This is a genomic window from Streptomyces sp. UNOB3_S3 (genome assembly GCF_020740895.1).
Lineage (GTDB): Bacteria > Actinomycetota > Actinomycetes > Streptomycetales > Streptomycetaceae > Streptomyces.
Genome location: NZ_JAILXP010000076.1, coordinates 1 through 22,731, shown reverse-complemented (window position 1 = coordinate 22,731; position 22,731 = coordinate 1). Strand labels below are relative to the sequence as shown.

The window sequence follows — 22,731 nt, the reverse complement described above, 5'->3', positions numbered from 1 at the left end:
AGGGAGGGCGGCGGCGCGGGCGGCGGGGGCGGGGTGGGCGGGCTGCCGGGCGGCGCGAAGCCATAGCGGGCGGCGGCAGCGGGATCGGTGATGCCGTAGCGGTACTGCGTACGGGTCTTCGGCCGGAAGGGAGCGGAAGGGGCGGGTGGTTGATAGGTGATCTCGAAGCGGCGCATGCAGCGTTCCACGAGGACGCGCTGTGCCGCGTCGAGGCGGTCGGCCTGGTCATCGGTGAGGAGATAGGGGTCGATGGGGAGGGAGGAGTCGGCGGCCGTCGCGAGCTGGGGGATGGCGGAGACATCCGGTACGGGGGCGGACGCGGACCGTTGCGGCTCGTCCGAGTGCGAGGAGCAGCCGGTGACGGCCAGCAGGACAGCCACGGCGGCGGCCGTGCGGGCGCCCCGCCCGTTGCGACAGGCGGGGCGCGCCGTGCGGGTCAGCAGCGCGGTCAACCGAACCGGCCGGACTCGTTCTTGTCTGCCACCGCAGTGATGAGGTTCGCCTCTCCACCGGCCGCGATGCGCTGCTCCGCACCCTGGTAGTTCTTGCCGGCGTAGATCGTGAAGGCGTTGTTGAGGTCCCAGTTGTCGACTGAGCGCACATTGTTCCGTACGAGCCGGCCAACCCCGCTATCACCATTTGTGGCGCTGCTGGCTACGAAGACGCTGTTCCCGTAGTTGGGGTCGCTGCTCCACTGCTTGTAGATCGCACCGGTGTAATTGTTGAAGTAGAACAGGCACGCATAGCCGTTCGCGCAGCTCTCCGCGAGCCTCTCCGCCGACGCGGAGGCCGGTGTGGTGGTCAGAAGGCCCGAACCAGCGGTGGCGATGGTGATCGCCCCGGCCACGGCCAGACGTCTGAGTCTCATGCGAAAGCTCTCCTATCCGTCTGTGTGTAGGAAGCGTTTCGGGCGCCATCCTGGCGGGGCCGGCGGGGTGAAAGACAGCGTCTTCGGCCCTCACTGAAACTCGCAGCTCGAAGCCATGAGCACGGGCCTCACGGTCGCAGCGAAGGCCCCGCCTGTGATGGCGAGGGGCCTCCCTCATAGCCAGGGGGTGTCGGTCAGCTCGCGTGCGCGAGGGTTTGGTGGGGAATGCGCGGCATGTGCCCGGCCGGTCGGGCGCTGCCGGTCCTGGCGTCCGTATCGCAGGACGTGCATGGACTTGCCGGTCACGGTCCAGAAGGTCTCGGCTGCCCGGGAGCTGGTCAGCCGGGAGCCGGTCAGGCCGAGGAACACCGGGCCTTCCCGTCGCTCGCCGACGAGCTGCCGGAGGTCCACGGCTGCCCGCTCCGTGATGCCGACCTCCTTGGGCCCTTCCTTCGACTCCGCGATGTGGATCACCTGGTCGTCCAGGGCCAGGTCGCGGACGTTCAGGTTGAGGAGTTCGCCGATCCGGACGTCTGATTCGGCCAGGAGGCGCCAGAGCGTCCGGTGCGCCAAGGGGGTGCTGGTGTCGGCCAGCCACCCGGCCAGTTCGTGATCAGTGGGGCAGGCGGTCCTCGTTCATGTCCCCTCCGTCGCTCGGGTTCCGCGAGATCTCCAACCTACCGTCCACCACCGACACAGCTGTGGGGCGAGGGCGAGGTAGGAACCGGGCAGTCGACTCCTATCCCGGCGGTCAGCCCGGACCTACGCCTCGGGGCCGGGGGTCGCCTTCCGTACGTGGCTCGACCAGCGCGCGCCCTCGAACAGTGGCGCGGCTCCGCCTCGGTTCTCCGGCACGAGCTCGTGGAGCTGTTCCTGGGCTTCGGCCGGCAGGTGGAGGCGTCGCTCCGGTACGCGGTCCCCTCGCAGGGCCGCTTCCTCGGTCCACCGTACGAGGTCACCCCAAGTGGCCTCGCGCAGGCTCATGGGGATCGCGGGGGCGAATCCCGCCTTGACCAGCTCGGCCAGCAGGCCGGCTCCTCCGCTGTTCTGTGAGCCAGCGCCTTGCAGCCCTTTTATGGTCGTGGGCCCCAGTTCATCGCGGTCGACGAGTTGCACGTCCACGCTAACCGCATAAACGGGGACAGCGAGACCGCTGGAAGGTCATGTCCCTTGGTGTGGTGTAGCTGATCATTCGGCGGTACCGGGCAGGCAGGTGGTGTTGTCTGGATAGAGGCTGTCCATGCTCTCGATGGAGAGGTGACGTCAGGGGAAGGCGATCTCCCCTCAGCCGCTAATTTGCTTGACGAGTTCGGTAAAAACGCTGACCGCAAATGGGGCCAGAACGAGAAACGCGTTCGACAGCCGCTTCATGAGTCCAATGTCGAGCCCGAGGAACCCCTTCAGCCGCGCCCGTTCCTGGATCCAGTCCTCATCCGGCATGCCTGTTGTTGGTGTCGCATAGACGGCATCAACCAGCTGGCGTGCGCAGCCGAGCCAGGACAGGAGCATAGGCACGTACACCAAGGCGAAGGCGATAGTGAGAAACAAGCCTACGAGCAGCATGATCGGCAGCGGGAATGTCTCCTCGGTACTTTCTTCGGACACGATCGCAGCCAGAACACGCACTCCGCCGATCGTGAGCACCGCCACGGACAGGGCGCCGCTCAGTGCGGCCAACGCGACCAGCGAGTGTTGCCGGAGCCTACGCAGCTCATCGATCCGATCGCCCGGCGAGCCAATCGTGTCGGCCCTTCGGAGGAGCTTTCGTAGCTGACCCAGTCGGTCAGCCACAAGCCAGATCGTGATGACGGCCGGCGCTGCGGCGACGAGCCCAACGGCGACGACCACCAAGACTCGCACTCTGAAATCGTCGTTCAGCGCCGGAGGGACTCCGCTCACGTAGAAGGGGATGGCGATCACCGCGGCGTAGACCAGGTAGATCCCGAACAGTCCTCGCACCGGGATCGCCGGCGGATTCGGGGTGAACAGGCCACGAAGCTGCCACACTGTGCCCAACATGCCTACCCCGATGGCAGACCAGATCGCGAAGGCGATCCCGACCCAGACGCTCCAGACACGATATTCAACAGCGGATTCGACAGAGGTGTCGAAGCCGGCGGAGTTGGTCTGGAAGAGCAGGTATCCCCCAGCCGCCAGGGGCACGGCCAACAGCGGCGAGACAGCCGATGACGTCGCCAAAGACAGCACCCACAGCCACGTCTTCCGGCGCATCACACCACCTGTCGACTACACGGTTGCCTTGCCACTGCCTCGGTCAACCCGATCCGCTACCACACTCTCGTATGCGCTCCATGGATGTGCACCAGCGTTCATGGCCAACGGCCAGGCCCCCTGCACCGACACGCTGCCGAGTGGACGGCGCCACCCTTACGGAGCTTCCGCTGGGGCGTGTCTCAGCCGGCCGCCTCCAGGCCGCGACGGACAACGCGCGCCCTTCGCCAGCAGGCAACGCGGCCATGAAACCGAGCCCTCTGGCGTGACCAGCCCATCGAAGCGAGCCCGAGCAGCACCTGCTCGGGCTCATTTGCCATGCCCATCGACAAAGAGAATCATGGCCGGCACACGTGCGCCCGAGCCATCGACCGATAGTGGTCTCGGCCTCGACCGGGCGCTGAAGTCCGTCACCGTGGCACTCGAGAAGACCGACGTGAAGGTCGGCGCGTTATTCGCCGCGGAGGACGGCCTGGCCGCCATGGTCCGTGACGCCCTGTCCGAAGGCCCCGCCGTCGCCAGGGGCGCGGCCGGCGTCGCGGCCGGGTGTATCGCTATGGCGATCGTGTTCACCGTGCTCGCGTTCCTACCACGACTCAAGGACGACGGCGCCTCTTCGTTCCCACACTGGGCGGAACTGACGCCGGAGGTAATCCAGGAGGCCGTGGGGGAAGACCTCCGGCCACAGCAGGTCAGGACCCAGTCCCGGATGGCCGTGATCAAGTTCCGGCACATCCAGGCCGCGGGCATCGCCACCGGGCTCGCCGGGCTCCTCCTGCTCGCCGCGAACGCCCTCTCCGCCAGCTGACTGTTCGAGCCCTACGGATGGGACGGCTTGTACATCGTGTCGTACTCACGGGCGAAGCGGTGGGCCGACCTGATCGTGTGTGCGCGGGCCTCCAGCCACAGGGCGTAGGCGATGGACTCCGCCTGGGCCCGCGTGACGTACAGGTGCCAGGCACTTCTCTTCTCCTCCCGCCGCGCCGTACGGACGGCCTCTTCCAGGCCCGGCGCGGGGGGGGCCGGCGAAGACCGCCGGTGAGGCTCAGACAGAGCCGTACCGCGTCCATGGCCTGGGGCAGGAGCGTGACCTCGCGCGCGTCTTCGGGATGGGCGGTCGTCGGGTGCGGAGGGCGGGTGGTTGCGCGACGTTGCGGGACGTAGATGAGCGTGTCGTGGCCTTCCGCCGTGAGCCGGGCTGCCCACTTCGGGGGGCCGGGCAGTGTGCTGAGGGTGTCGTCGTCGGTCAGCTCGCACAGGCCCGTCGCGTGGAGCCGGTCCACGGTTCTCGTGGCGAGGCCGCAGGTGTCGGTGGCCCACCCGTGAGGGCTCTTGTCCTGGCTGTCGCGCAGGGTCGTGAGGTCGCTGTACTCCGAGTTTTTCAGTGAGCCCACAAGTCCCTCCAGTTTTCCTGTGGTTCGCAGGCATCATGCCGCGCGGTGCAGCGGCTGGGCAGGCGGTGTGGGACTTCACCCCGTCGTGTTGGTACGCGGCCGGCTCGGCCGCTGGAAAAGGATGTTCGGTTACGGAGCGGTCCAGCGGATAATCGTCCGATGCAACGCGAGACACATACTTTCGCTCTGCACCGACGGGGGCCCGAAGACAGCGTTCGTCCCGACCTTCACGGTGAAATCCGCCCGCTGATCAACGGGCAGGACGTGGCGACGTTGTCCCGGGCCACGTTCTGGCACCCCTTGCCGGCCAGACCCTGGGAGGGGTCACCGAAGTTCCGGTCGTCAAAAAGGACGACGCTGGTGGCGGGCTTGGGCTGCGGGCTGCCACCGGTGTTGTCGCCGACGCCACTGCCCGCTTTCTTGCCGTCGGGCGTCACCCCGAACCAGGTGCCCCCGACTCCCTGGCCCTTGGTTTCACCGGGCTTGGTGTCCTTGCTGAAGCGGTAGACGGGCCAGCCCCCGACCGTGACCTGGAGGGTGCCGTCGTCCCGCTTGACGGTGCCGGCCTTCGACCTGTCGACGCCGTCGAGGAATATCTTGCCGCCCGGTGCGACGACGACCGGGGGCCAGGTGGACGCGCACTCGCCGTTGCACGTGGACTTCGACGGACTCGCGCTGTCCTTGTCGAACCGATAGAGGGTGAACCCGGCGCCATTGACCACGACCGGGCTCAGCGCCCCCGCCTTCGACGCGGACAACTGCACCCACCGCCGCGCCTCCGGCTTCACGGCCGGCTTCCCGGGCTCGTTCGCCCAGTCCCCCGTCCCGGACGCGGCGTTGTTCGCCTTCGCGGTGCCGCCAAGAAGGCTCAGGCTGTCCAGGCCCGACGCGGCGGAGGCCGCCGGAGAAGCGGGCGCGGAGCTGTCCTTTCCGTCTCCGCCACAGGCAGAGAGCAGAAACGCTCCACTCGTGACGATGGAGACGATCACTACGGTGCGCTTACGGATCACGGCTACTCCCCCAGGGTCATACGCTCCGGTCCGCCCGAAGCCATCAACGACCCGTACGAGCCGGCCCCGGGACAGCACTCACCCGGTTACCTGCCCGATACACCTCCGATACGAAGTAACAACGCCGGGCGGAAGCTACGAGCCTGCCTTCGCGCGGAACGCGCCGGGCGGCTCCACGGCGCAGAGCGTCCGAGGTCGTGGAGGTCGACACGACAGCGGCGCGCGAGCGACCTTGGCAGCAGTCACAGTACGGCGAGTATCGCCCGGCGCCCCAGGCCCAGGCCCAGGCCCAGGCTCAGGCCGTGACATTGGCGGCAACGACAACCGCAGCCATGGCCGCCTGCATGTCACGGATCGCAGTGCGAACGCTCTCGGCGGCCCACTGGCCGGACGCGACCTCCGCCATCCGGTCGGCCACCTGCTTACGCGGGACACCGGGGAACGCCAAGCGGTGCAGCTTGGCAGCGTGGATCAGGGCGATGAGACCCGCCGTGCGCTCGTCCGGGGCGACGCCGCCCAGGACGACGGCCTGGAGCCGCTGACGCAGCTCCTTCTCGGGCGCACCGTTGGCCTCGGGGTAGCGGCGCGTGGCGAACAGGCCGAGGACCCGGTGTTGCTGCTCGATAAGCACGCTGCGCGCACAAGCCTTCCACAGCCGCGTTTGCGGCCTTGCCCCGGTCCTTCTTCAGCCACTCCGTCACCCGGCGCTTTTCACGGCCGCGCAGCCAGGCGTCGAGCAGCGCCATTCAGCTGCCTGATCGCAGCCTTCTGCAGCACGCTTTAGCCACCGGGATGGAGGTCATCTGCTCGGCCGTGGGCCCTCGGCCAGGGGCAGCCGAACCGCCGCCATATCCTTCTGCCATGGCGAACTGGCGGCGGTCTCTCGTTGATGCGTTCTGGGCTTGGGACCGGGACCGGGGTGGACAGCGGCGTCCGACCCGGATCCAGAAGCGGGTGGCTCGGCACCCGGTCGTCACCGGTCTCTGCATGGCCGTCCCCTTCACGCTCTTCTTCTTGATGCTGTCGCGTGAGGAGGAACCCGACGATCCCCTGTTCGCCTTGTTCGCGGGGCTGGCCATGGGGATCGTCTTCGGCCTCACGGCCTTCTCGGAGCGGCTGCGGCAGCGCCGTCTCAAGCGTCTGGGGATATGGGACGGAGCTTGAGAAGGCAGGGGACCGGAAGCACGGCCCCTGTTCCTTCCCGTCCCCCGGCCGGGGGGCGGTGTGCGCGGCGCCAGTCAGTCTTGGCAGGTCCGCCACGAAATGTTCTGCCTGCGTTCGATCTCCCGCATCGTCATGTCGTTGCGTTGGTCGCGCCGGATCGCGGCGCACAGCTCGACCTCGGCATCTGCGACATAGCCAGGGCCTTTCACCAAGCGCACCTGGATGCTTCCGTGGCAAGTGCCCTGGTGACGTCAAAACCACGACTCGTGAGCAAAGCCATGTTGCCGAGAGGCGGGAGTGCTCGGCGTAACCACGCCTGTCATCAGGTGTTGCTTCCTGTTCGAAGATCCACCGTTGACCGTGCAGACCCGCGCGGTGGTCCGGCGAAGCCGCTGATCGCCGTGGTGTGGAGGCGACTTCGCTGAACTCGGCGTAGTGCGGCGACCCGCTGAGCGGACGCCGGTCGACGGCTACCGTGTGACTTCGGTTCCGCCGGCGATGCTGGGGCGGGCGACGTCCGGCGAGGTGATGGGTTTGGAGCCCACGCGTTAGGGACGGGTGGCGGCGCATTTCAGGTCGGCCTGTGGGAGGTTGCCGCTCGCCAGGTAGGTGTTGACAGCGTCGTTCACGCAGGCGTTGCCGTAATCGGTGCCGTAGACCGCGTGGCGGAACGAGTCCGTCACCGTGATCAGCCGGGACAAGGGCCATCGCGTGTGCATGGCCTGAGCCTCGTCGTACGGCACTCGTGGGTCGCCGGTGGCGTTGAGCATCAGTGCGGCGGTGTCGCCGCCGACGGTGGTGGGCCGCTCGCGTGGTGGGGCCCAGAAGGCGCACGGGGTGGTGTTGTTGAGCAGCGGGCCGAACAGAGGGTGTCGCTGCCGTGAGTGTTGCACCGCGTGCCAGAACACTTCCGCGTCGTGCGGTCCGGGTGTGTCGGCGCACAGGAACGCCGTCTGCGCGCTCGCGTACGCCGAGTCCTGGGCGGACAGCAGGGACGGCAGCAACTCGGCGAGTCCGGGGTCGGGTTCGGCCTGTCCCGTCGTGGCGGCTGTCTTAAGGGTGCCGGTCATCACCGCGATCTGTGCGTCGGTCGCCTCGGTGTCGGCGCCGAGCACCCCGTAGAAGAGCACGGGCACCACGTGTTCGTCCAGCAGGTAGTCGCCGACGCGCAGCGGCCGGTGGGCGGCCGCCGCGGCGATCCGGTCGACGGTGGTGAGTACGGCGTCGGCGCTCGTTCCGAGCCCGTATGTGCCGTTGCGGGCGGCGGCCCAGGTGGCCCAGTGGCGCAGTGCCGCCTCGTTGGCGCTCTCGGTGCCGTACTCGGGCCAGGGGGCAAGGTGGCCCGGTTCGTGCACGCCGTCCAGGACCATCCGGTCGGTGCGGCCGGGGAACATCGCCGTGTACACCTCGCCCAGGTACGTCCCGTAGGAGATCCCCAGGTACGAAAGTCGTTGTTCGCCCAGGGCCGCGCGGACCAGGTCCATGTCGCGGGCCACGTTTCGGGTCGACGCGTAGGGCAACAGGTCCCGTGCGTCAGCGCGGGTGCGGCAGCGTCGCGCGAGGTCCTGTTCGAAGGCGGCCGTGCGTCGGAAGCCGGCCCGGTCATGGCCCGCCGACCGGAAGTAACTGCCGGTGTCCCAGCCGCAGTCCAGCGGGGTGCTCCTGCCGGTGAACCGCGGATCGACACCCACCAGGTCGAATCGGGCGCCGGTGGTACCCAACGCCGTGCGACGGGCGGGGAGGAAGTCGATGACCGGATCCCCGGGGCCACCCTCGTTGACCACCAAGGTGCCGATGCGATGGGCCGCGTCCGCCGCCGGGATCCGGGCAAGGGCGACAGTCACGGTCCGGCCGCCGGGTCGCGTGTGGTCCAGTGGGACGTCCAGTCGCGCGCACCGGGCACCCGCCGCCTCCAGTTCCTTGCCCGCGCTGTCGTCGGGGCCGCGCACGCAGCTTCCCCACGTCAGCTGTGGTGCGGCCGGGGCGGCATCGGCCGTTCCCAGCGCGGCGATCAGGGCGAGGACGGTGGCGAGCGCGGCGGCAACTGCCCGGCCACGCACGCGGCCACGCAAGTGACGTGTCATGCCGCCGACGGTAGTGCGTACGGGCCCGGTCCGCCGGGGCGCATTCCCGGCGGGCCGGACGCGCCCCCGGCGTGCGGAAGCACGACCGGCGACAGGGGTGATCCCACACGCGCGATCGTCGCTGTCAGGCGCCACATGCCCCGACGCCCGCGACGACGGGGAGTGCCGGGGAACATCAGGTCGATGCTTGTGGGGCGTGTCGTCGGCCGGTGCTCAGCCGTGCCACGCTCGCCGCGATGGCCACCGTGAGGGCGGGGCTGACCGATCCGGTGCCCAGGTCCAGGCCACCTCGCTCGTGTCTGACATCGGCCCAGCCGGCGCAGCACGCGCCGAGCGGCCGTGTGAGTACGCAGGCCCACCAGAACGTCAGGACCGGGGACAGGCCGAGGAGGCGGTGGGCGAAAGCGGGCAGGGCGATCAGGGCGGCGAACAACAGTCCGGAGGGCAGGTAGCCCCCAGCCCAGGGTGGCCGCGGTCAGGTCTCCGAGCGGCGTACCGAGCGCGAAGGTGGTTATGACCGCGCACCAGCAGAACGCCTCCCGGCGGCCACCCACGACCGTCTCCACGGCGAGTGTCCCCGTCACCATCCACGCTCCGACAGCGGTCACCGTCCCCGGCAACCCCCTGTGGCTGCGACGGCTGCTGACAAACCTGCTCGACAACGCCCGGCGCCACGCCCACGAGCACATCACCGTCCGCCTCACCACCGACCAGGCCTCCGGCCACGCCGTCCTGGGCACGACCAATGATGGCCCGCCGATCGAGCCCGCCGACCGCGAGAGCATCTCCGAACGGTCCACCCGCCTCGACGACGCCCGCAGCCGCGACGACGGCGGCACCGGCCTCGACCTCCCCATCGCCCGCGACATCGTGGCCATCCACAAAGGCACCCTCACCGTCCTCGACACCCCGGCAGCGACCACCTTCCGCACCCGACTGCCCACACGGCCCGAACCACCCCACGAGGCACAGGCGGGCCCTCGGTGAGGCCGGGCACATCGACACGACCCCAGCGCGGGTACCGGTCGCGGCCATCGCCGGCCCACATCGATGCGGCGGGCCCACGCATGTCCGGCGGGGTGGCCTCGAACCGGCGAGCCTTGCACGTCGTGCGGCGTGGCACCTGAGTACGAATACTCAGGTGCTGAGACGACGTCGAGTGGACACTGGCCGACGGCCCGTCAAGTCCCCATGGAAAGGGGAAAGCTCGTGCAGGATCCGTCGTCGCCGCCGCCTCTCCCGTCGCATCCGCCCACGTCACATGTCCCCGCGACCGGGGAGCGGTCGCTCCTGGCGAAGATCGGCATCGCTTTCGGCTGCGTGCTCGCGGCCGTCCTGATACTCAGCGGCCTGGGTGTCCTCGGAGTGATCGTGCTGCTCTCGACCGGCTCGATCCAGTTGTTCCCGAACAAGTGAGGGCGGTCGCAGATGCTTGATCGACAGATAACCGACCGCATCCGCGTGCTGATCGCGCTCAGCCGCCCCGCCGTGGCCGTGCTCTTCGCCCTCTACGTCGCGCTCGGCCTCGCCCAGGCCGGACACGCGGAGGACCGCCCGCTACTGGCAGAGTGCCTCATCCCGGTCATGGCCTTCCTGCTCTGCTCGGTCTGTGTCAACGACCTGTCCGACCGGGTCATCGACCAAGTCAACCTTCCCGGCGACCGGAACCGACCGCTGATCACCGCCACCGCCGGCAGCCGGGAACTCGTCGTCACGGCCGTGGTGTCCGCCGCCGTCGCACTCGGCTCGGCGTTCGTGCTCGGACCGCGCCCCGGACTGTTGATGCTCGCCGCTCTCGCGGTGAGCGCCGGGTACTCGCTGCGCCCGATCCGCCTCGCCGACCGGGGAGCCGTGGCGGCCCTGGCACTGCCGGCCTGCTACGTCGCACTGCCCTACCTGCTCGCCCTCACCGCGGCCCGTTCCGCCGTCCACCCGCGCGATCTGCTGATGCTCCTCGGGCTCTACACGGGTTTCATCGGCCGGATCCTGCTCAAGGACTTCCGTGATGTGCGTGGCGACGCCCTCTTCGGCAAGCGGACGTTCCTGGTCCGGCACGGACGACGCGCGACCTGCCTCTTCAGTGCCTGCGGCTGGATCATCGGCACCTGCGTCATCCTGGCCGCGACGCCTCGGCGCACACCGGCGCTCGTATGCTCCTACCTCCTCTGCCTCGCCCTCGCGCTGGTGATCCTTCGCATCCTGGCGGGCGAGGTCGGGCACCGGCGGGAGGAGGCGCTCATCACCGGCGCGGCAGCCATCGGCCGGGGGATGCTGATCCTGCAGCTCGCGCACTTGGCAACGGACCAGGCCGGATGGGAGCCACTCGCGCAGTCGACAGTGACGGGCGCGCTGCTGGCGCTCACGCTCGCTCAGGCCGCCGGCATGGTGCGGCACGGCCCGACAACCGGCCTCACCATCGCCTCCCTGCGGGAGGAGACGACCGCCTCGCCCGGCGAACACGGCCCGTCGCGGACCGGCCGCCATGCGACAAGAGTCTGACGGCTCCCTGCGTCGTTCCTATCTGATGACGACCGGACACATATCAGTCCAGCGGCTTGCTGAAATGGAAGGCCACGATCGCTGCTGGAAGCCCCACCAGTCGTTGTGGCGGCCGCGGTGCGGGACCAGGATGCGGTTGCCGACGTAATTCGCCGGTGCCGGATGGCCGGAAACGTAGCCGTCGAGCTGCTGCACCTGGGTGAAGACGTCCTCGTTGTGCTTCTGCTGCTCGGTCACCCACAGGCTGCGGTCGGTGGCGACGACGAAGACTTCCAGGCGTCCGTCCACGGCAAGGATGACGGCCGGTGTCTCAACGATCGTCCCCGACAGCTGCTGCGGCTGCGGCTGCGGCGTGGTCGGGAAGGTGTACGCCGAGGACTCAACCGCGTGGTAGCCGGTGTTGCCCGCGCGCCAGAAGACGCTGCCGATGACGCCAGCGTTGCGTGCCGAGACGATGAAGAATGGGCCCCAGCCGGTGGTGGCGTCGGCCGCCTTCTGGGCGATGCCACCAGACCTCGTCCTGGTGCCCGGTGCCGACCACCTCCACGTGCCCGTCGACTACGTCCAGGGCCACGTCATCGGCGAGCACAGCGACGCCGCCGTCATCTGCGCCTCCTCCCCCGGGTCGCCGCCCTGTCGGCCACCGTGCCCGTACAGCACCTCCGCGCAGCACTCGCCGCCCGTCCCCGCCTCATCAACGCCGGCGCCGACTGGCCGGGCCCCGACTTCACTGGAATTTCAGTCCGCGCTGCCAGAGTGCGGGTCGGCACCAGGACGGCGATATGGGATGACCCCGTGCTGCGTTGGCCGGCCCTTGGGAACGTTTTCAGCGACCTACAAGGGTGAGCGTTCTGCGCCTGTTGAAGGTGCTCTGTCCGTCCGCGCAATTGGAGGTCACCAGGATATCGAGACGCTGAACATCGAGACTGTCGACCGTCGGTCGATTCCCCAGTTCTGTGAGCAAGTAATTCTCCGGGTGTGGGCATGTGTTGATGACTACCCGGCCTTCTTCCCGGTGTCCCCGGTGGCTGCTCTGGGTCGCTGGTTCGGCCGACAGCTGGCGGATACCGGTCTTGCGGCGCCCCGTTGGGGGTCAGGGTCAGCGAGCGCCCGGCGCGTTCGGTGATCAGCTCGTAGAGGTCGCTCGTAGAGGTCCTCGGCCTGGGGCGGGGTGAGCTCGCGCATGGCCGAGTCGTCCAGGATGAGGACGTCGGGACGGGCGAGTTCACGCAGGCGCCGTTCCCAGCAGGAACTTCTGCTTCTCCGCCTCGCCGCCCACGCTGTTCCTGCGATCCGATCCACGCCTCCATCCCTTTTCAGTCCGTTCATCACGGCCTTTTAGGATCCATCCCATTCCAAGGAGCTACATGAGAATCACACGGGTCGGCCTCCTGGCAGCGGCGGCGGCGCTGCTGCTCGCACCGTTCACGCCCACGCCCGCCTCGGCCTCGGCCTCCGTCCCGGCTCCACAAGCGAAGGCGGCGGCCGACCGGCCGGACTTCCAGCTTCCCTTCCCCTGTGACAGCGTGATCGAGCTGAAGACCTACCGGGGCCATAACCCCGACGACAAAAAGATCGACATGTACCGGCAGGGCATGCGAGAGGGAAGCCCCGTCCTGGCCTCGGCCGACGGCTACGTGCACGAGAACTTCTCGCCGGGCGGGCTGGAGATCCGGCACGGCGGTGGATGGTTCACCACGTACATGCACATGACGGGCGTCGCGAAGGCCGGCACGTGGGTCAAGCGCGGCGACGTGGTCGGCTACATGGGGGATGTCGGATCGGAAGGCAAGCCGCACCTGCACTACGAGCAGCTCTACAACCCCGACAGCGACCAGGACGCCGACAACCAGCACATCGTCAATCCCGTCCTTCAGGGGCGGGGGCCGTTGGTCATGGACCCCGACAACCCGATCACCATGACCAGCACGAACTGTGGTGTGTCCACTGGAAGCAGCCTGTTCGCCCAGTCTCCGGACCGTTCCGGTGTGTTCCAGTGGTCCGGCAACGGCACCGCGTGGAACAAGGTCGGCGGGGCGGCCGGAACACTGTACGCGGGCGGGGCAGGCCTGTTCGCCACCAACCCCACCAACGGCGACCTGTACAAGATGAACGGCCCCAACAACTGGAGCAAGGTCGGCGGGCCCGGAAAGACCTTCGCCATCACCGGCAACAGCCTCTTCGGACTCTCACCCGACGGCAACGCCGTCTTCCAATGGACCGGCAACGGCACCACATGGAACAAAGTCGGCGGAGCAGCCGGAACCCTCTACGGCGGTGGCGCAGGGTTGTTCGCCACGAACCCGAACAACGGGGACCTCTACAAGTTCAACGGGCCCAACAACTGGAGCAAAATCGGTGGGCCCGGAAAGACCTTCGCCATCACCGGCAACAGCCTCTTCGGACTCTCACCCGACGGCAACGCCGTCTTCCAATGGACCGGCAACGGCACCACATGGAACAAGGTCGGCGGGGCAGCGGGGACGCTGTACGCAGGCGGAGCGGGCCTCTTCGCCACCAACCCCACCAACGGCGACCTCTACAAGATGAACGGCCCCAACAACTGGAGCAAGGTCGGCGGCGCAGGCCACCAGTTCGCCGTCGCCGGAGACGCGTTGTACGGCCTGTCGCCCAATAGCGACGCGGTCTTCAAGTGGAGCGGCAACGGCACGACCTGGAACAAGGTCGGTGGTCCCGCCTCCTTCATCGCGGGCCGGTAGCCGGCGACGTCACCAGCGGACGGGCCCAGGCCGCCTGGGCCGGGCCCGTCCGCTCCTTCTTCTGGAGCCACGTGTTCTCACGCATCACCCTGGCTGCTGCCTTCGTCGCGGTCTCACTCGGGATAGTCCCCGCCGTCGCCGCCCCGGCACCTGCCCGACCGCCCTTCACCGCCTCCGCGAACGCCGACTCCGCGAACGCCGACTCGGTGACCACCGACTCAGTGGCCACCGGAGACTTCGTCCGGGTCTACAACCCCGGCACCGGGGAATCACAGCCCTGGTACATCAACGACCACACCTTCATCCGTGACGAGGCCACCGGGACCTGGCACCTGTTCGGCATCACCCACACCGAACCGGCCGACCCGGAGAACGAGGACTCGTTCGCGCACGCCACGGCACCCAGCCTGCGCGGGCCATGGACCAAGCAACCCATGGCCCTGACGGTCGACCCCTCCTACGGAGAGTCGCACCTGTGGGCACCGCACGTCATCCGCTCCGGCTCCACGTACTACATGTTCTACGCGGGCGGGCAGACCATCGGCGACCCGTCCAGGAGTCAGATCAACCTGGCCACCTCCACCGACTTGACCCACTGGGAACGGCGGCCCGGAGGGCCACTGTTCCGTGACGGACTCGAAGCACGCGACCCGATGGTCGCCCGGGTCGGATCCCAGTGGGTCATGTACTACACCGCCACCGAGACGGCCACCGGGGGACGCAACATCGTCGCGTACCGGACGAGCCCGGACCTGATCACCTGGAGTCCCCGCAAGACCGCGTTCACCGCGCCCGGCGACGGCTGGACCGAATCCCCGTACGTGACACAGCGCAACGGCCTCTGGTACCTGTTCATCGGAGGCTCCGCGCCGGCCGACTACGTCGGGGCCGAGGTGTACGCCAGTTCCGATCCGCTGCACTTCATGGCCACCGGCCAGGTGGGCCGCCTGCCGGCCCACGCCGCCGAAGTCGTCACCGACCGCGACGGGAGTCAATGGCTCAGCAGCGCGGGCTGGGGCACGGGCGGAGTGGACCTGGCACCGCTCACCTGGCGGGCGTCGCCCTACACCCCCCACCATCTGTACGCGCTGAGCCCTGACAAGAGCGCCGTCCACCAGCGGACGGCCGGAAACTCCTGGACGAGGATCGGCGGACCGGCAGGCACACTGATCGGCGGCGACGGGGGCCTGTTCGCCACCAATCCGAGCACCGGCGACATCTACAAGTACAACGGCACCCCGGACAACTGGACCAAGGTCGGCGGACCAGGGGCCCAGTTCGTCGTCACCGGCGGCGCGCTGTACGGGCTCAGCCCGGACAAGAAAGCCGTCTTCCGGTGGACCGGATCAGGGGCCACCTGGACGAGGGTCGGCGGACCGGCCGCCACGCTGTACGCAGGCGGAGCCGGCCTGTTCGCCACCAACCCCACCACCGGCGACATCTTCAAATACAACGGCACCCCGGACAACTGGACCAAGGTCGGCGGACCCGGAAAGACCTTCGCGGTCACCAACGAGGCACTGTACGGCCTGTCGCCCAACGGTGGTGCGATCTTCAAATGGACCGGGTCGGGCACGACCTGGACCAAGGTCGGCGGACCGGCCGGAACCCTCTACGGGGGTGGCGCCGGGTTGTTCGCCACCAACCCCGGCAACGGCGACCTCTACAGGTTCAGCGGCGTACCGGACAACTGGTCCAAGGCCGGTGGTCCCGGGAAGGCCTTCGCGGTCACTGGTGATCGGCTCTACGGGTTGAGCCCTGACATGAGCGGCATCTTCCAATGGTCCGGGTCGGCAACCTTCCAATGGACCAAGGTCGGCGGACCCGCCGCGAGCATCGTCACCGAATAGCGATCGCCCCCACACTTCCCCCTCCCATATCGCACCCCCGTCCCAAGGAGATGCATGAGAATCACATGGGCCGGCTTCCTGGCGGCGGCAGCACTGCTGCTCGCACCGGCCACAGCCCTCCTGCCCGCCGCCCCGGCGGCGGCCGCGACCACCGCGGCAGCCCCGGCGGCGAACACCAAGCTCGCCACCCCCTCGTTCCAGCTGCCCATTCCCTGCGGGCAACGGTGGACGACGTCCACGCACGATGGACACGCCAGCCAGTACATGGTCGACATGGTCTCCGCCGGTGGAACCACCCAGGGCACACCCGCCCTGGCCTCGGCAGGCGGACGCGTCGTCACCTCACAGTTCGACAGTCAAGCCGGAAACTTCATCGTGATCGACCACGGCGGCGGCTGGCAGACCCGGTACCTGCACCTGGACCGGCGCGACGTCGCCGTCGGCGACGACGTGGAGCAGGGCCGGCAGATCGGCGCCGTCGGCAACACCGGAAGCTGGACCACCGGGGCGCACTTGCACTACGAGCAGAAACTCAACGGCTCCGTCGTGCAGGCCACCATCGACGGGCACCTCGTTCCCGTCACCTGGGAATACAACCAGCACTTTGAGACCAGCGGCAACTGTGGCGTGTCAACCGGCAGTAGCCTGTTCGCCCAGTCCCCGGACCGTTCCGCCGTCTTCCAATGGACCGGCAACGGCAGCAACTGGATCAAGGTCGGTGGACCGGCGGGCAGGCTGTACGCGGGCGGTGCCGGTGTATTTGCCACCAACCCCGACAACGGGGACCTGTACAAGATGAACGGGCCCAACAACTGGAGCAAGATCGGTGGCGCAGGCAAGATATTCGCCATCACCGGCAACAGCCTGTTCGGGCTCTCACCCGACGGCAGCGCCGTCTTCCAATGGACCGGCAACGGCACCACATGGAACAAGGTCGGTGGGGCCGCCGGAACCCTCTACGGCGGTGGCGCAGGGTTGTTCGCCACGAACCCGAGCAACGGGGACCTCTACAAGTTCAACGGGCCCAACAACTGGAGCAAAATCGGTGGTACTGGGGCACAGTTCGCCGTCACCGACAACAGCCTGTTCGGACTCAGCCCCGACAAGAGCGCCGTCTTCCAGTGGACCGGCAACGGCACCGCGTGGAACAAAGTCGGCGGCGCTGCCGGAACCCTCTATGGCGGTGGAGCCGGCCTGTTCGCCGCCAACCCCGGCAACGGGGACCTGTACAAAATGAACGGGCCCAACAACTGGAGCAAAGTCGGTGGCGCAGGACGGGACTTCGCCGTCGCCGGAGACGCGCTGTACGGCCTGTCGCCCAACAGCGACGCGGTGTTCCGGTGGACCGGCAGCGGGACGGTGTGGCACAAGGTCGGCGGACCCGCGTACTCCATCGCGGGCCGGTAACTGACGTCACTCCAAGCGGACCACCGGAGCTCTCCTCTGGCACGAGGGTTTCGGTGGTCCGCTCTTCTACGCCGTCGATCACCGCTTCCGTCAGCTCTTCGGCTCGCCCTCAAGGGTCCGAAGGCCTGGCGGAGTCTCTCGGGGCGCCTGCCCTTCCTGCGGCCGGTGGTGACCAGGCTCCGGCGGTCGGAGTACCCGGTGATGTGGGCGCCGAGGTGGCCCCACTGATCCACGGGGAGTAGGCGGGCCCGTCCGGGACGGCGCCGGCGGCGAGCTTGGCCTGCCGCCAGGCGATCCAGCGCTCGGGCCGGTCAGCCGGTAGCTGCCACTGATCGCCCCCTCCCGCGCGAGATACCACGAGCCGCTGTCGGAGTACTGGGGTGCCTCAAGGGCGGCGATGACCCGCAGACCACGCTCCGCCACCTCCAACGTGTACCGGACACGACACTGACGCGCCGCCCAGGTCCGGCCATTGTTCGTGCGAGACATCTGATGGAACTCCACCCCGAGACGCCGCTGCCCGAACACCACCGAATCCGCCATGCCCCACCCTCCTTATCCGATTGGCGACTCTGCGCGGGTGAAGCTGTCCGTGGCGTGCGGCGGCAACCAGGGCATCAGCACATCGGCCAGAAACACACCCAAAGCCAGACCGCCCAATGGCATCCCAGCCCCCGGATACCGACAGGGCTGCAACGAGGAGCTGAACGAGCGCCGGCGCGCCTGCTCCCGACGACGAGGCCAGACAGCATCCCCCGCCCGGTCTTGGGGCGACAGCCCGACCGATGCGCGCGCGAGGGCTATGACCTCTATCGGCCGTAGCTGCTCCCGCGGGGGCTTCCCCTGGGAAAAGTGGCGTCGCCGACACGCCCAGCCGCTTCCAGGCCCTTGTCGTCGCGCCCTACGGTCCGCGCCATTGGTCGCCAGACCCCAACTACCGAACGGTAACTGTATGCATCTGATTGGATACAGGTGCGAGCCCTTCGGGGGTGCTCGCTCCGAAGAGTAGAGGGGTCACCCATGAGTGCGACAGCAGATCGCGCAGAGACGAATTTGGCGGTCAGGCTCGGATTCCAGCCCGACATGGTCGTCCAGGAGCTCGGGTACGACGATGATGTCGACCAAGAACTCCGCGAGGCGATCGAACGGGCGACCGGTACGGAGCTGGTCGACGAGGAGTACGACGATGTCGCCGACGCGGTGATCCTATGGTTCCGCGAAGACGACGGTGACCTCACCGACGCATTGGTCGATGCAATCGCATACATGGAAGAGGGCGGCTCGATCCTCCTGCTCACCCCGAAGGCCGGAGCGGACGGCTACGTCGAGCCCAGCGAGATCGGGGAGGCATCCACGACTGCCGGCCTGTCTCAGACGAAGTCCATCAACGCCGGCAAGAACTGGAACGGCGCGCGCCTCATCACTCCCAAGGGTGCAGCGAAGAAGCGATAGCACCCCGAGGCCAGTCCCTTGCGCTCGTCTACCAGCCTTCCGGGCCGGCGGCATCGGCGAGCGCACACGCCGCGACGGAGGTCTGCCCGGCCAGCGACTCCACCGCGCTCGCCTGGTCGACGGCTCAGTGACGCTAACTGAGCGTTTGCCTCTGCTTCAGGGCAATGTGCGGTGGATTTCCGGTCGCAGTGTTCAGACGCTGGAGGGGGAACCGCCGCATGGTCTCCTACGGCCTTGAGCGGCAGAAAGTCTTCATCCTGGGCTTCGCCCTCGCCCAGAACGCCACCAGCCACCACCTTCACCACGAACAACGCCCCGCCGGGCCACCGCAAGCCTGAACACGCCCGGCCGCGCCAGCAGGGGAGACAGCCCCGCGTGGTGTACGCATCGGCCATCCATTCTGGTCACGTTCCGCTGCGTTTCGGCGTCGGCGCATGCGGCAGGGAGGGGATGGGGAGGGTGAAGGGGCCGACGCGCGGCGGGCGGTTCACCGGCCCGTGGGTGGAGGCGATCTGCCCGGCACGGAACCGTGTCTGCGAGAGGGCTCTCATCGTGAGTACCGATGTGCTGCGCGTCGTGCACGACCGCCGAGCCGGGGCCGGAGTGGTGGCCGCCCGGGCCCTGGCCCAGGGCGAGACGGTCTGCGACCTGGGTGCGTGCACTGTGATGGGTGAGGCGTCGGTCCACACCATCGACATGGGTGGCGGCCGGCACATCGATGTCCCACGGGTGCGCTACCTGAACCACTCCTGTGCTCCCAACGCCTATGTCGACACCCGCCGGACGCGGCTCGCCGCGCTGTGCGCGATCGGAGCCGGAGAGGAGCTCACGCTCTTCTACCCCGCGACCGAGTGGGAGATGATGGGCCCCTTCGCGTGCCTGTGCGGCACGGACACCTGCATCGGGACGGTGTCCGGCGCGCGGCATACGCCCGCGGAGATCCTGCGCCGGCACGTCCTCAGCGACCACATCGTGGCCCTGAGCGGGATCAGCGGAGCCATGACCGGATGACCGGCGCAGGCTGGGCAGACAGGGAACCCGCCGGCGCATCGCCGTCGGCCCCGTGCAGGGGACCGTGCCGTCCGCCACGCCGAGGAGGCACGGGCCCACCGGAGGTGACCAGGGCCGGTGATGACAGCGCCTGAGCGTCCTGCGGATGCTGAGGAGGAACACGTGCACGAGCTGGAGCCGCGCCTGCGGATCACATGGGGTGACCCCGTCACGGGCACGCGGCTTCCTCGTGATCGACACGCTCCTGCGCGGCGTCGCCAGCGGCGGTGTACGCATGCACCCGGGCTGCACGGAGTCCGACGTCGCCGATCTGGCACGGCTGATGACGCTCAAGGAGGCGCTGGCGCACCGGCCGGGGATGTCTACCAACCGTTCGGCGGCGCCAAGGGCGGCATCGCCTACGACCCCCGCCACCCTCAGGCCCGGGGCGTGCTCGAGCGCTACCTCCAGGCCATGCGCCCGCTGCTCACGCACGTATGGGCGGCAGGCGAGGACCTCGGGCTTCGGGCTGAGGCAGGCGGACATCGACCGGGCCGTACGCGCCCTGGGACTGCGGTCCTCCATCGACGCCGCCCTCCCGCACGTCCTCGACGGGGCCGAGGCCGGGCTCGCCCGGCTTATGCGGGCGTTCGCCGCACACGTGGACGGCGTGGGCCTGGGCGACCTCGTGGGCGGCTACGGGGTCTGCGAGAGCGTCCTCGCCACGCTGCGGCACCGGGGCGAGGACGGCAGAGTGGACCGGAACCAACTGGGACCGCACGACCGTGCCCTGCCCCGCGGAGGATGGCTGGACACCGACTGCGACGTGCTGGTCACCGCGGCCGTGTCGTACGCGATCGACGCCACCAGCGCCCACCGCGTACGCGCCCGGTACCTGGTCGAGGCGGCCAACGCCTCGCTCGTGCCCGCGGCCGAACAGGCGCTGCGCGAGCGCGGGGTGCTGGTCGTCCCGGACTTCGTGGCCAACAGCGCGGCGAACAGCTGGTGGTGGACCCTGTTCGGCGACATCGAGCCGACCCCGCACGCGGCCTTCCACCGCATCCGCACAACGATGCGCGAGCTGTGCGCACAGATGCTGACGACAGCCGACCGCAACGGGCAAGGCCCACGCGAGGGCGCGACGGCCATGGCCCGGCGCAACCTCGCGCTCATGACGAACCGGATCCCGCCCCCGGCACAGGCTGTCTAGGGCTCTGGAGCAAAGCCGCAGGTAGTCGCTGTGTTCTTTCGTCAGGCACGTGAGGCAAGTCCGGTCGGGCAGGAGCCACTCGATCACCCGTAAGCAGCCTTCGGGCCGAAGGTGCCGAAGGTGCTGCCCGGGGCGCGGCTGGCGGCCGGGGGCGGGGGCGTGTCACAAGGGGCCGGTGCCGCGCAGGGCCTGGACGGAGTACATGAGGGAGCCGTCGCCGATGAGGCACAGGGTGCGGTGGGTGGGGTCGGCCATCGCCGCGCCGACGGCCGCCGGCAGGGCCCATCCCAGGCCCCCGCTGAAGGTGTTGTAGTACTGGCCGGCTTCCATCGGGAAGTGGGCGCGACCTCCGACCGGTAGGAGGGCGCCTCCTCGAACACCGGGCTGGTGCTCGGCACAGGTCGCGCAGCAGGTGGCTGTCGCCGACCGGGGCGGCGAAGGCGTGCGCGGGGTTGTCGGTCGACACCACACCCGAAAGTCAGTAACTGGTGCCTGACTGCTCCCCTACGAGCCGGGGAGTTCCGGACCGGACCTCGACGCGCAGCAGCGTGAGGAGTTCCAAGAGCGTCGAGTCGGAGTAATCAGTAGGAACTTCGAGTTCGGCTACCGACTGCCCCTCTTTGGCCAATGGCCGCACCTGGGGTCCCGTTTCATCAGCCGTGGATTCCACCAGCGTGATGATTTTTCCATCGGCGTCGAAGAGTGCATGGACTTTCATGCGGCCCCCTCTTTCTTGCTTCATGGTGCGACAACAAGGAACACGGGACGGAAGCTGACGTTGTCCGTACCGCTGTAGTCCCACTCCACCTGGAGAACGGCGCCACCACCGCTCTCGTACTGCTCCAGGACCGTCTTCCTGAGCCGTCCGTTGGAACCGGAGGGAGGACAGCCGGAGACGTCCTGCCATGTCCCTGGCTTCGCAACGCCAGGCCACCAGGTGATCACGGCCGCATGCCCCCCGGTCATCGCAATCTCGACTGTCGGGGCACAGAAAACCTGCGCCATCACGCACTCCTCTCGACCCGTCAATAATCTCTGGCCGGCGATATCGCAGTATCACGACCTCACCGCGAACCACCCTGGTCGCTTCTTTTCCCTTGCGAGAGCGCCCCAAACGCTTCGCTGGAGCCCCTCGAATTATCGAAAGACGATACTGCGCTCGAATAGCCAAGACCAGGCGGAGAGGAGCTCCTTCACTATCTGCAACCTCCTTCTTTTCCTGACACGGCTGACGGCCACGTACGTGCCCCTCCCCCGGGTCCAGGACGGCCCGTATCGCCGGGCGCGACGAGCCGAGCCGAGCCGAGCCGTTCGACGATGCGCACGGCGTCGCCGAACGGCTGACCACCCCAGCCGAGCACGCCCTGGACAGTGAGTGGCGAGGGCCGGGTCCGTTGAGCCCTGCGGAGCCAGTCGGCTGCGCGGTGATCCGAAGCCCTGGCCAGTCCCCATACAGCGCCCGTGGGGGCGTCGTCATACGGGCGTGCAGCAGAAACGTGATGCTCCACCCGGTCCCTGCCCGCCAAGGGCAGGGACCGTTCTTGGGGGGTGTCCGGGACTTTCAGGCGCGCGCCGTCCTGGGGTTGTCGCCGAGGTGAGCCCCAAGGGGCCATGGGGTGATCGCGAAGCCCCAAATGCGCGGTCAGCTGCCGGTGACGGGTTCCTGGCCGAAGGGGACGAGGTTGACGGTGAGGATGTGGGCGTGTGAGGCGAGGACGTGGGCGACGGTGCGGGGTGGCGGCGTCGGGCGCCGCCCGCAGGCGGGGTCCGGGTTTGCCCAGGTCACGAGCTTGCCCGCGTAGGCGGAGTCGGCCCGGCCGACTGGTTGTGTCCCCCCTCCCCCCCCCGTCC

The 22,731-nt window shown here is 68.6% G+C and carries 24 protein-coding genes and 1 pseudogene; 11 read left to right on the top strand and 14 right to left on the bottom strand.

Translation table 11 applies throughout. The features are described 5' to 3' along the window. The 5 genes and pseudogenes from K6I33_RS11440 to K6I33_RS11420 form a co-directional block, all read right to left on the bottom strand. A pseudogene (locus K6I33_RS11440) lies at positions 1-452 on the bottom strand (hypothetical protein); the annotation flags it as partial. Continuing rightward, positions 449-868 (bottom strand): peptidase inhibitor family I36 protein, encoded by a 420-nt coding sequence (locus tag K6I33_RS11435; protein WP_229350574.1) that lies wholly within the window; start codon positions 866-868, stop codon positions 449-451. The pseudogene K6I33_RS11440 and the gene K6I33_RS11435, both read right to left, overlap by 4 nt. A gap of 174 nt (positions 869-1,042) precedes the next feature. Then, positions 1,043-1,441, bottom strand: a complete 399-nt coding sequence (locus K6I33_RS11430) for a hypothetical protein (protein ID WP_229350572.1) — start codon at positions 1,439-1,441, stop codon at positions 1,043-1,045. Between the two features lie 189 nt (positions 1,442-1,630). Beyond that, the gene (locus K6I33_RS11425; RefSeq protein WP_229350571.1) at positions 1,631-1,990 is read right to left on the bottom strand and encodes a hypothetical protein; all 360 of its coding nucleotides are present in this window, start codon (positions 1,988-1,990) and stop codon (positions 1,631-1,633) included. Positions 1,991-2,152: 162 nt separating this feature from the next. Further along, complete coding sequence (locus tag K6I33_RS11420) at positions 2,153-3,100, bottom strand: hypothetical protein (RefSeq protein ID WP_229350569.1); 948 nt, start codon at positions 3,098-3,100, stop codon at positions 2,153-2,155. Between the two features lie 340 nt (positions 3,101-3,440). Between K6I33_RS11420 and K6I33_RS11415 the strand changes: the two genes are divergently transcribed. After that, positions 3,441-3,908, top strand: a complete 468-nt coding sequence (locus K6I33_RS11415) for a Pycsar system effector family protein (protein WP_229350567.1) — start codon at positions 3,441-3,443, stop codon at positions 3,906-3,908. Positions 3,909-3,919: 11 nt separating this feature from the next. Here the strand turns inward: K6I33_RS11415 and K6I33_RS36580 are convergent, their stop codons facing one another. The 3 genes from K6I33_RS36580 to K6I33_RS11405 all read right to left on the bottom strand — a co-directional run bounded on the left by K6I33_RS36580 (position 3,920) and on the right by K6I33_RS11405 (position 6,135). Next, the gene (locus tag K6I33_RS36580) at positions 3,920-4,528 is read right to left on the bottom strand and encodes a DUF6417 family protein (protein ID WP_374284077.1); all 609 of its coding nucleotides are present in this window, start codon (positions 4,526-4,528) and stop codon (positions 3,920-3,922) included. Between the two features lie 193 nt (positions 4,529-4,721). Further along, positions 4,722-5,504 (bottom strand): hypothetical protein, encoded by a 783-nt coding sequence (locus K6I33_RS11410; RefSeq protein WP_229350565.1) that lies wholly within the window; start codon positions 5,502-5,504, stop codon positions 4,722-4,724. A gap of 295 nt (positions 5,505-5,799) precedes the next feature. Next, complete coding sequence (locus tag K6I33_RS11405) at positions 5,800-6,135, bottom strand: GPP34 family phosphoprotein (RefSeq protein WP_229350563.1); 336 nt, start codon at positions 6,133-6,135, stop codon at positions 5,800-5,802. Positions 6,136-6,365: 230 nt separating this feature from the next. Between K6I33_RS11405 and K6I33_RS11400 the strand changes: the two genes are divergently transcribed. Next, complete coding sequence (locus K6I33_RS11400; protein WP_229350561.1) at positions 6,366-6,668, top strand: hypothetical protein; 303 nt, start codon at positions 6,366-6,368, stop codon at positions 6,666-6,668. 548 nt (positions 6,669-7,216) lie between these two features. Here the strand turns inward: K6I33_RS11400 and K6I33_RS11395 are convergent. Both K6I33_RS11395 and K6I33_RS11390 read right to left on the bottom strand, forming a co-directional pair. Next, the gene (locus K6I33_RS11395) at positions 7,217-8,752 is read right to left on the bottom strand and encodes an alpha/beta fold hydrolase (RefSeq protein WP_229350559.1); all 1,536 of its coding nucleotides are present in this window, start codon (positions 8,750-8,752) and stop codon (positions 7,217-7,219) included. A 175-nt stretch (positions 8,753-8,927) separates the two neighbouring features. Further along, positions 8,928-9,185, bottom strand: a complete 258-nt coding sequence (locus K6I33_RS11390; RefSeq protein ID WP_229350558.1) for a hypothetical protein — start codon at positions 9,183-9,185, stop codon at positions 8,928-8,930. 80 nt (positions 9,186-9,265) lie between these two features. Between K6I33_RS11390 and K6I33_RS11385 the strand changes: the two genes are divergently transcribed. The 3 genes from K6I33_RS11385 to K6I33_RS11375 all read left to right on the top strand — a co-directional run bounded on the left by K6I33_RS11385 (position 9,266) and on the right by K6I33_RS11375 (position 11,251). Next, a complete protein-coding gene (locus K6I33_RS11385; protein WP_229350556.1) occupies positions 9,266-9,739 on the top strand; it encodes an ATP-binding protein in 474 nt (157 codons plus the stop codon). A gap of 222 nt (positions 9,740-9,961) precedes the next feature. Next, a complete protein-coding gene (locus K6I33_RS11380) occupies positions 9,962-10,168 on the top strand; it encodes a hypothetical protein (protein WP_229350554.1) in 207 nt (68 codons plus the stop codon). A 12-nt stretch (positions 10,169-10,180) separates the two neighbouring features. After that, a complete protein-coding gene (locus K6I33_RS11375; RefSeq protein ID WP_229350552.1) occupies positions 10,181-11,251 on the top strand; it encodes a UbiA family prenyltransferase in 1,071 nt (356 codons plus the stop codon). A gap of 18 nt (positions 11,252-11,269) precedes the next feature. Here K6I33_RS11375 and K6I33_RS11370 read toward each other — a convergent pair whose 3' ends face one another. Continuing rightward, on the bottom strand, positions 11,270-11,539 hold the full coding sequence (locus K6I33_RS11370) for a hypothetical protein (protein ID WP_229350550.1): 270 nt from the start codon (positions 11,537-11,539) through the stop codon (positions 11,270-11,272). A gap of 1,079 nt (positions 11,540-12,618) precedes the next feature. Here K6I33_RS11370 and K6I33_RS11360 point away from each other — a divergent pair. From K6I33_RS11360 to K6I33_RS11335, 6 genes are all read left to right on the top strand, one after another. Then, positions 12,619-13,971, top strand: a complete 1,353-nt coding sequence (locus tag K6I33_RS11360) for a peptidoglycan DD-metalloendopeptidase family protein (RefSeq protein ID WP_229350549.1) — start codon at positions 12,619-12,621, stop codon at positions 13,969-13,971. A gap of 71 nt (positions 13,972-14,042) precedes the next feature. Further along, positions 14,043-15,821, top strand: a complete 1,779-nt coding sequence (locus tag K6I33_RS11355; protein ID WP_229350546.1) for a family 43 glycosylhydrolase — start codon at positions 14,043-14,045, stop codon at positions 15,819-15,821. 54 nt (positions 15,822-15,875) lie between these two features. Further along, complete coding sequence (locus K6I33_RS11350; RefSeq protein ID WP_229350544.1) at positions 15,876-17,228, top strand: peptidoglycan DD-metalloendopeptidase family protein; 1,353 nt, start codon at positions 15,876-15,878, stop codon at positions 17,226-17,228. Positions 17,229-18,248: 1,020 nt separating this feature from the next. Then, positions 18,249-18,680, top strand: a complete 432-nt coding sequence (locus K6I33_RS11345; protein WP_229350542.1) for a DUF3052 domain-containing protein — start codon at positions 18,249-18,251, stop codon at positions 18,678-18,680. A gap of 552 nt (positions 18,681-19,232) precedes the next feature. Beyond that, positions 19,233-19,691: an SET domain-containing protein-lysine N-methyltransferase gene (locus K6I33_RS11340; protein WP_229350540.1), complete on the top strand. Its 459-nt coding sequence runs from the start codon at positions 19,233-19,235 to the stop codon at positions 19,689-19,691. Positions 19,692-19,920: 229 nt separating this feature from the next. Next, a complete protein-coding gene (locus tag K6I33_RS11335; protein WP_229350539.1) occupies positions 19,921-20,880 on the top strand; it encodes a Glu/Leu/Phe/Val dehydrogenase dimerization domain-containing protein in 960 nt (319 codons plus the stop codon). 162 nt (positions 20,881-21,042) lie between these two features. On the opposite strand, the gene K6I33_RS11330 is transcribed toward K6I33_RS11335, so the two are convergent. The 3 genes from K6I33_RS11330 to K6I33_RS11320 all read right to left on the bottom strand — a co-directional run. Further along, on the bottom strand, positions 21,043-21,210 hold the full coding sequence (locus tag K6I33_RS11330) for a thiamine pyrophosphate-dependent enzyme (protein WP_229350537.1): 168 nt from the start codon (positions 21,208-21,210) through the stop codon (positions 21,043-21,045). 148 nt (positions 21,211-21,358) lie between these two features. After that, entirely contained in the window at positions 21,359-21,598 is a 240-nt protein-coding gene (locus tag K6I33_RS11325) for a hypothetical protein (RefSeq protein WP_229350535.1), read from the bottom strand. Positions 21,599-22,522: 924 nt separating this feature from the next. Then, positions 22,523-22,731, bottom strand: a 209-nt coding sequence (locus tag K6I33_RS11320; RefSeq protein WP_229350533.1) for a hypothetical protein, incomplete at its 5' end; no start/stop codon positions are given.

What these genes read in the sequence shown, in the direction of transcription:
- K6I33_RS11375 (WP_229350552.1), top strand. Translation starts at nt 10,181, where the DNA reads ATGCTTGATCGACAGATAACCGACCGCATCCGCGTGCTGATCGCGCTC.
- K6I33_RS11350 (WP_229350544.1), top strand. Translation starts at nt 15,876, where the DNA reads ATGAGAATCACATGGGCCGGCTTCCTGGCGGCGGCAGCACTGCTGCTC.
- K6I33_RS11360 (WP_229350549.1), top strand. Translation starts at nt 12,619, where the DNA reads ATGAGAATCACACGGGTCGGCCTCCTGGCAGCGGCGGCGGCGCTGCTG.
- K6I33_RS11330 (WP_229350537.1), bottom strand. Translation starts at nt 21,210, where the DNA reads ATGGAAGCCGGCCAGTACTACAACACCTTCAGCGGGGGCCTGGGATGG.
- K6I33_RS11385 (WP_229350556.1), top strand. Translation starts at nt 9,266, where the DNA reads ATGACCGCGCACCAGCAGAACGCCTCCCGGCGGCCACCCACGACCGTC.
- K6I33_RS11435 (WP_229350574.1), bottom strand. Translation starts at nt 868, where the DNA reads ATGAGACTCAGACGTCTGGCCGTGGCCGGGGCGATCACCATCGCCACC.
- K6I33_RS11420 (WP_229350569.1), bottom strand. Translation starts at nt 3,100, where the DNA reads ATGCGCCGGAAGACGTGGCTGTGGGTGCTGTCTTTGGCGACGTCATCG.
- K6I33_RS11415 (WP_229350567.1), top strand. Translation starts at nt 3,441, where the DNA reads ATGGCCGGCACACGTGCGCCCGAGCCATCGACCGATAGTGGTCTCGGC.
- K6I33_RS11400 (WP_229350561.1), top strand. Translation starts at nt 6,366, where the DNA reads ATGGCGAACTGGCGGCGGTCTCTCGTTGATGCGTTCTGGGCTTGGGAC.
- K6I33_RS11345 (WP_229350542.1), top strand. Translation starts at nt 18,249, where the DNA reads ATGAGTGCGACAGCAGATCGCGCAGAGACGAATTTGGCGGTCAGGCTC.
- K6I33_RS11325 (WP_229350535.1), bottom strand. Translation starts at nt 21,598, where the DNA reads ATGAAAGTCCATGCACTCTTCGACGCCGATGGAAAAATCATCACGCTG.
- K6I33_RS11395 (WP_229350559.1), bottom strand. Translation starts at nt 8,752, where the DNA reads ATGACACGTCACTTGCGTGGCCGCGTGCGTGGCCGGGCAGTTGCCGCC.
- K6I33_RS36580 (WP_374284077.1), bottom strand. Translation starts at nt 4,528, where the DNA reads ATGCCTGCGAACCACAGGAAAACTGGAGGGACTTGTGGGCTCACTGAA.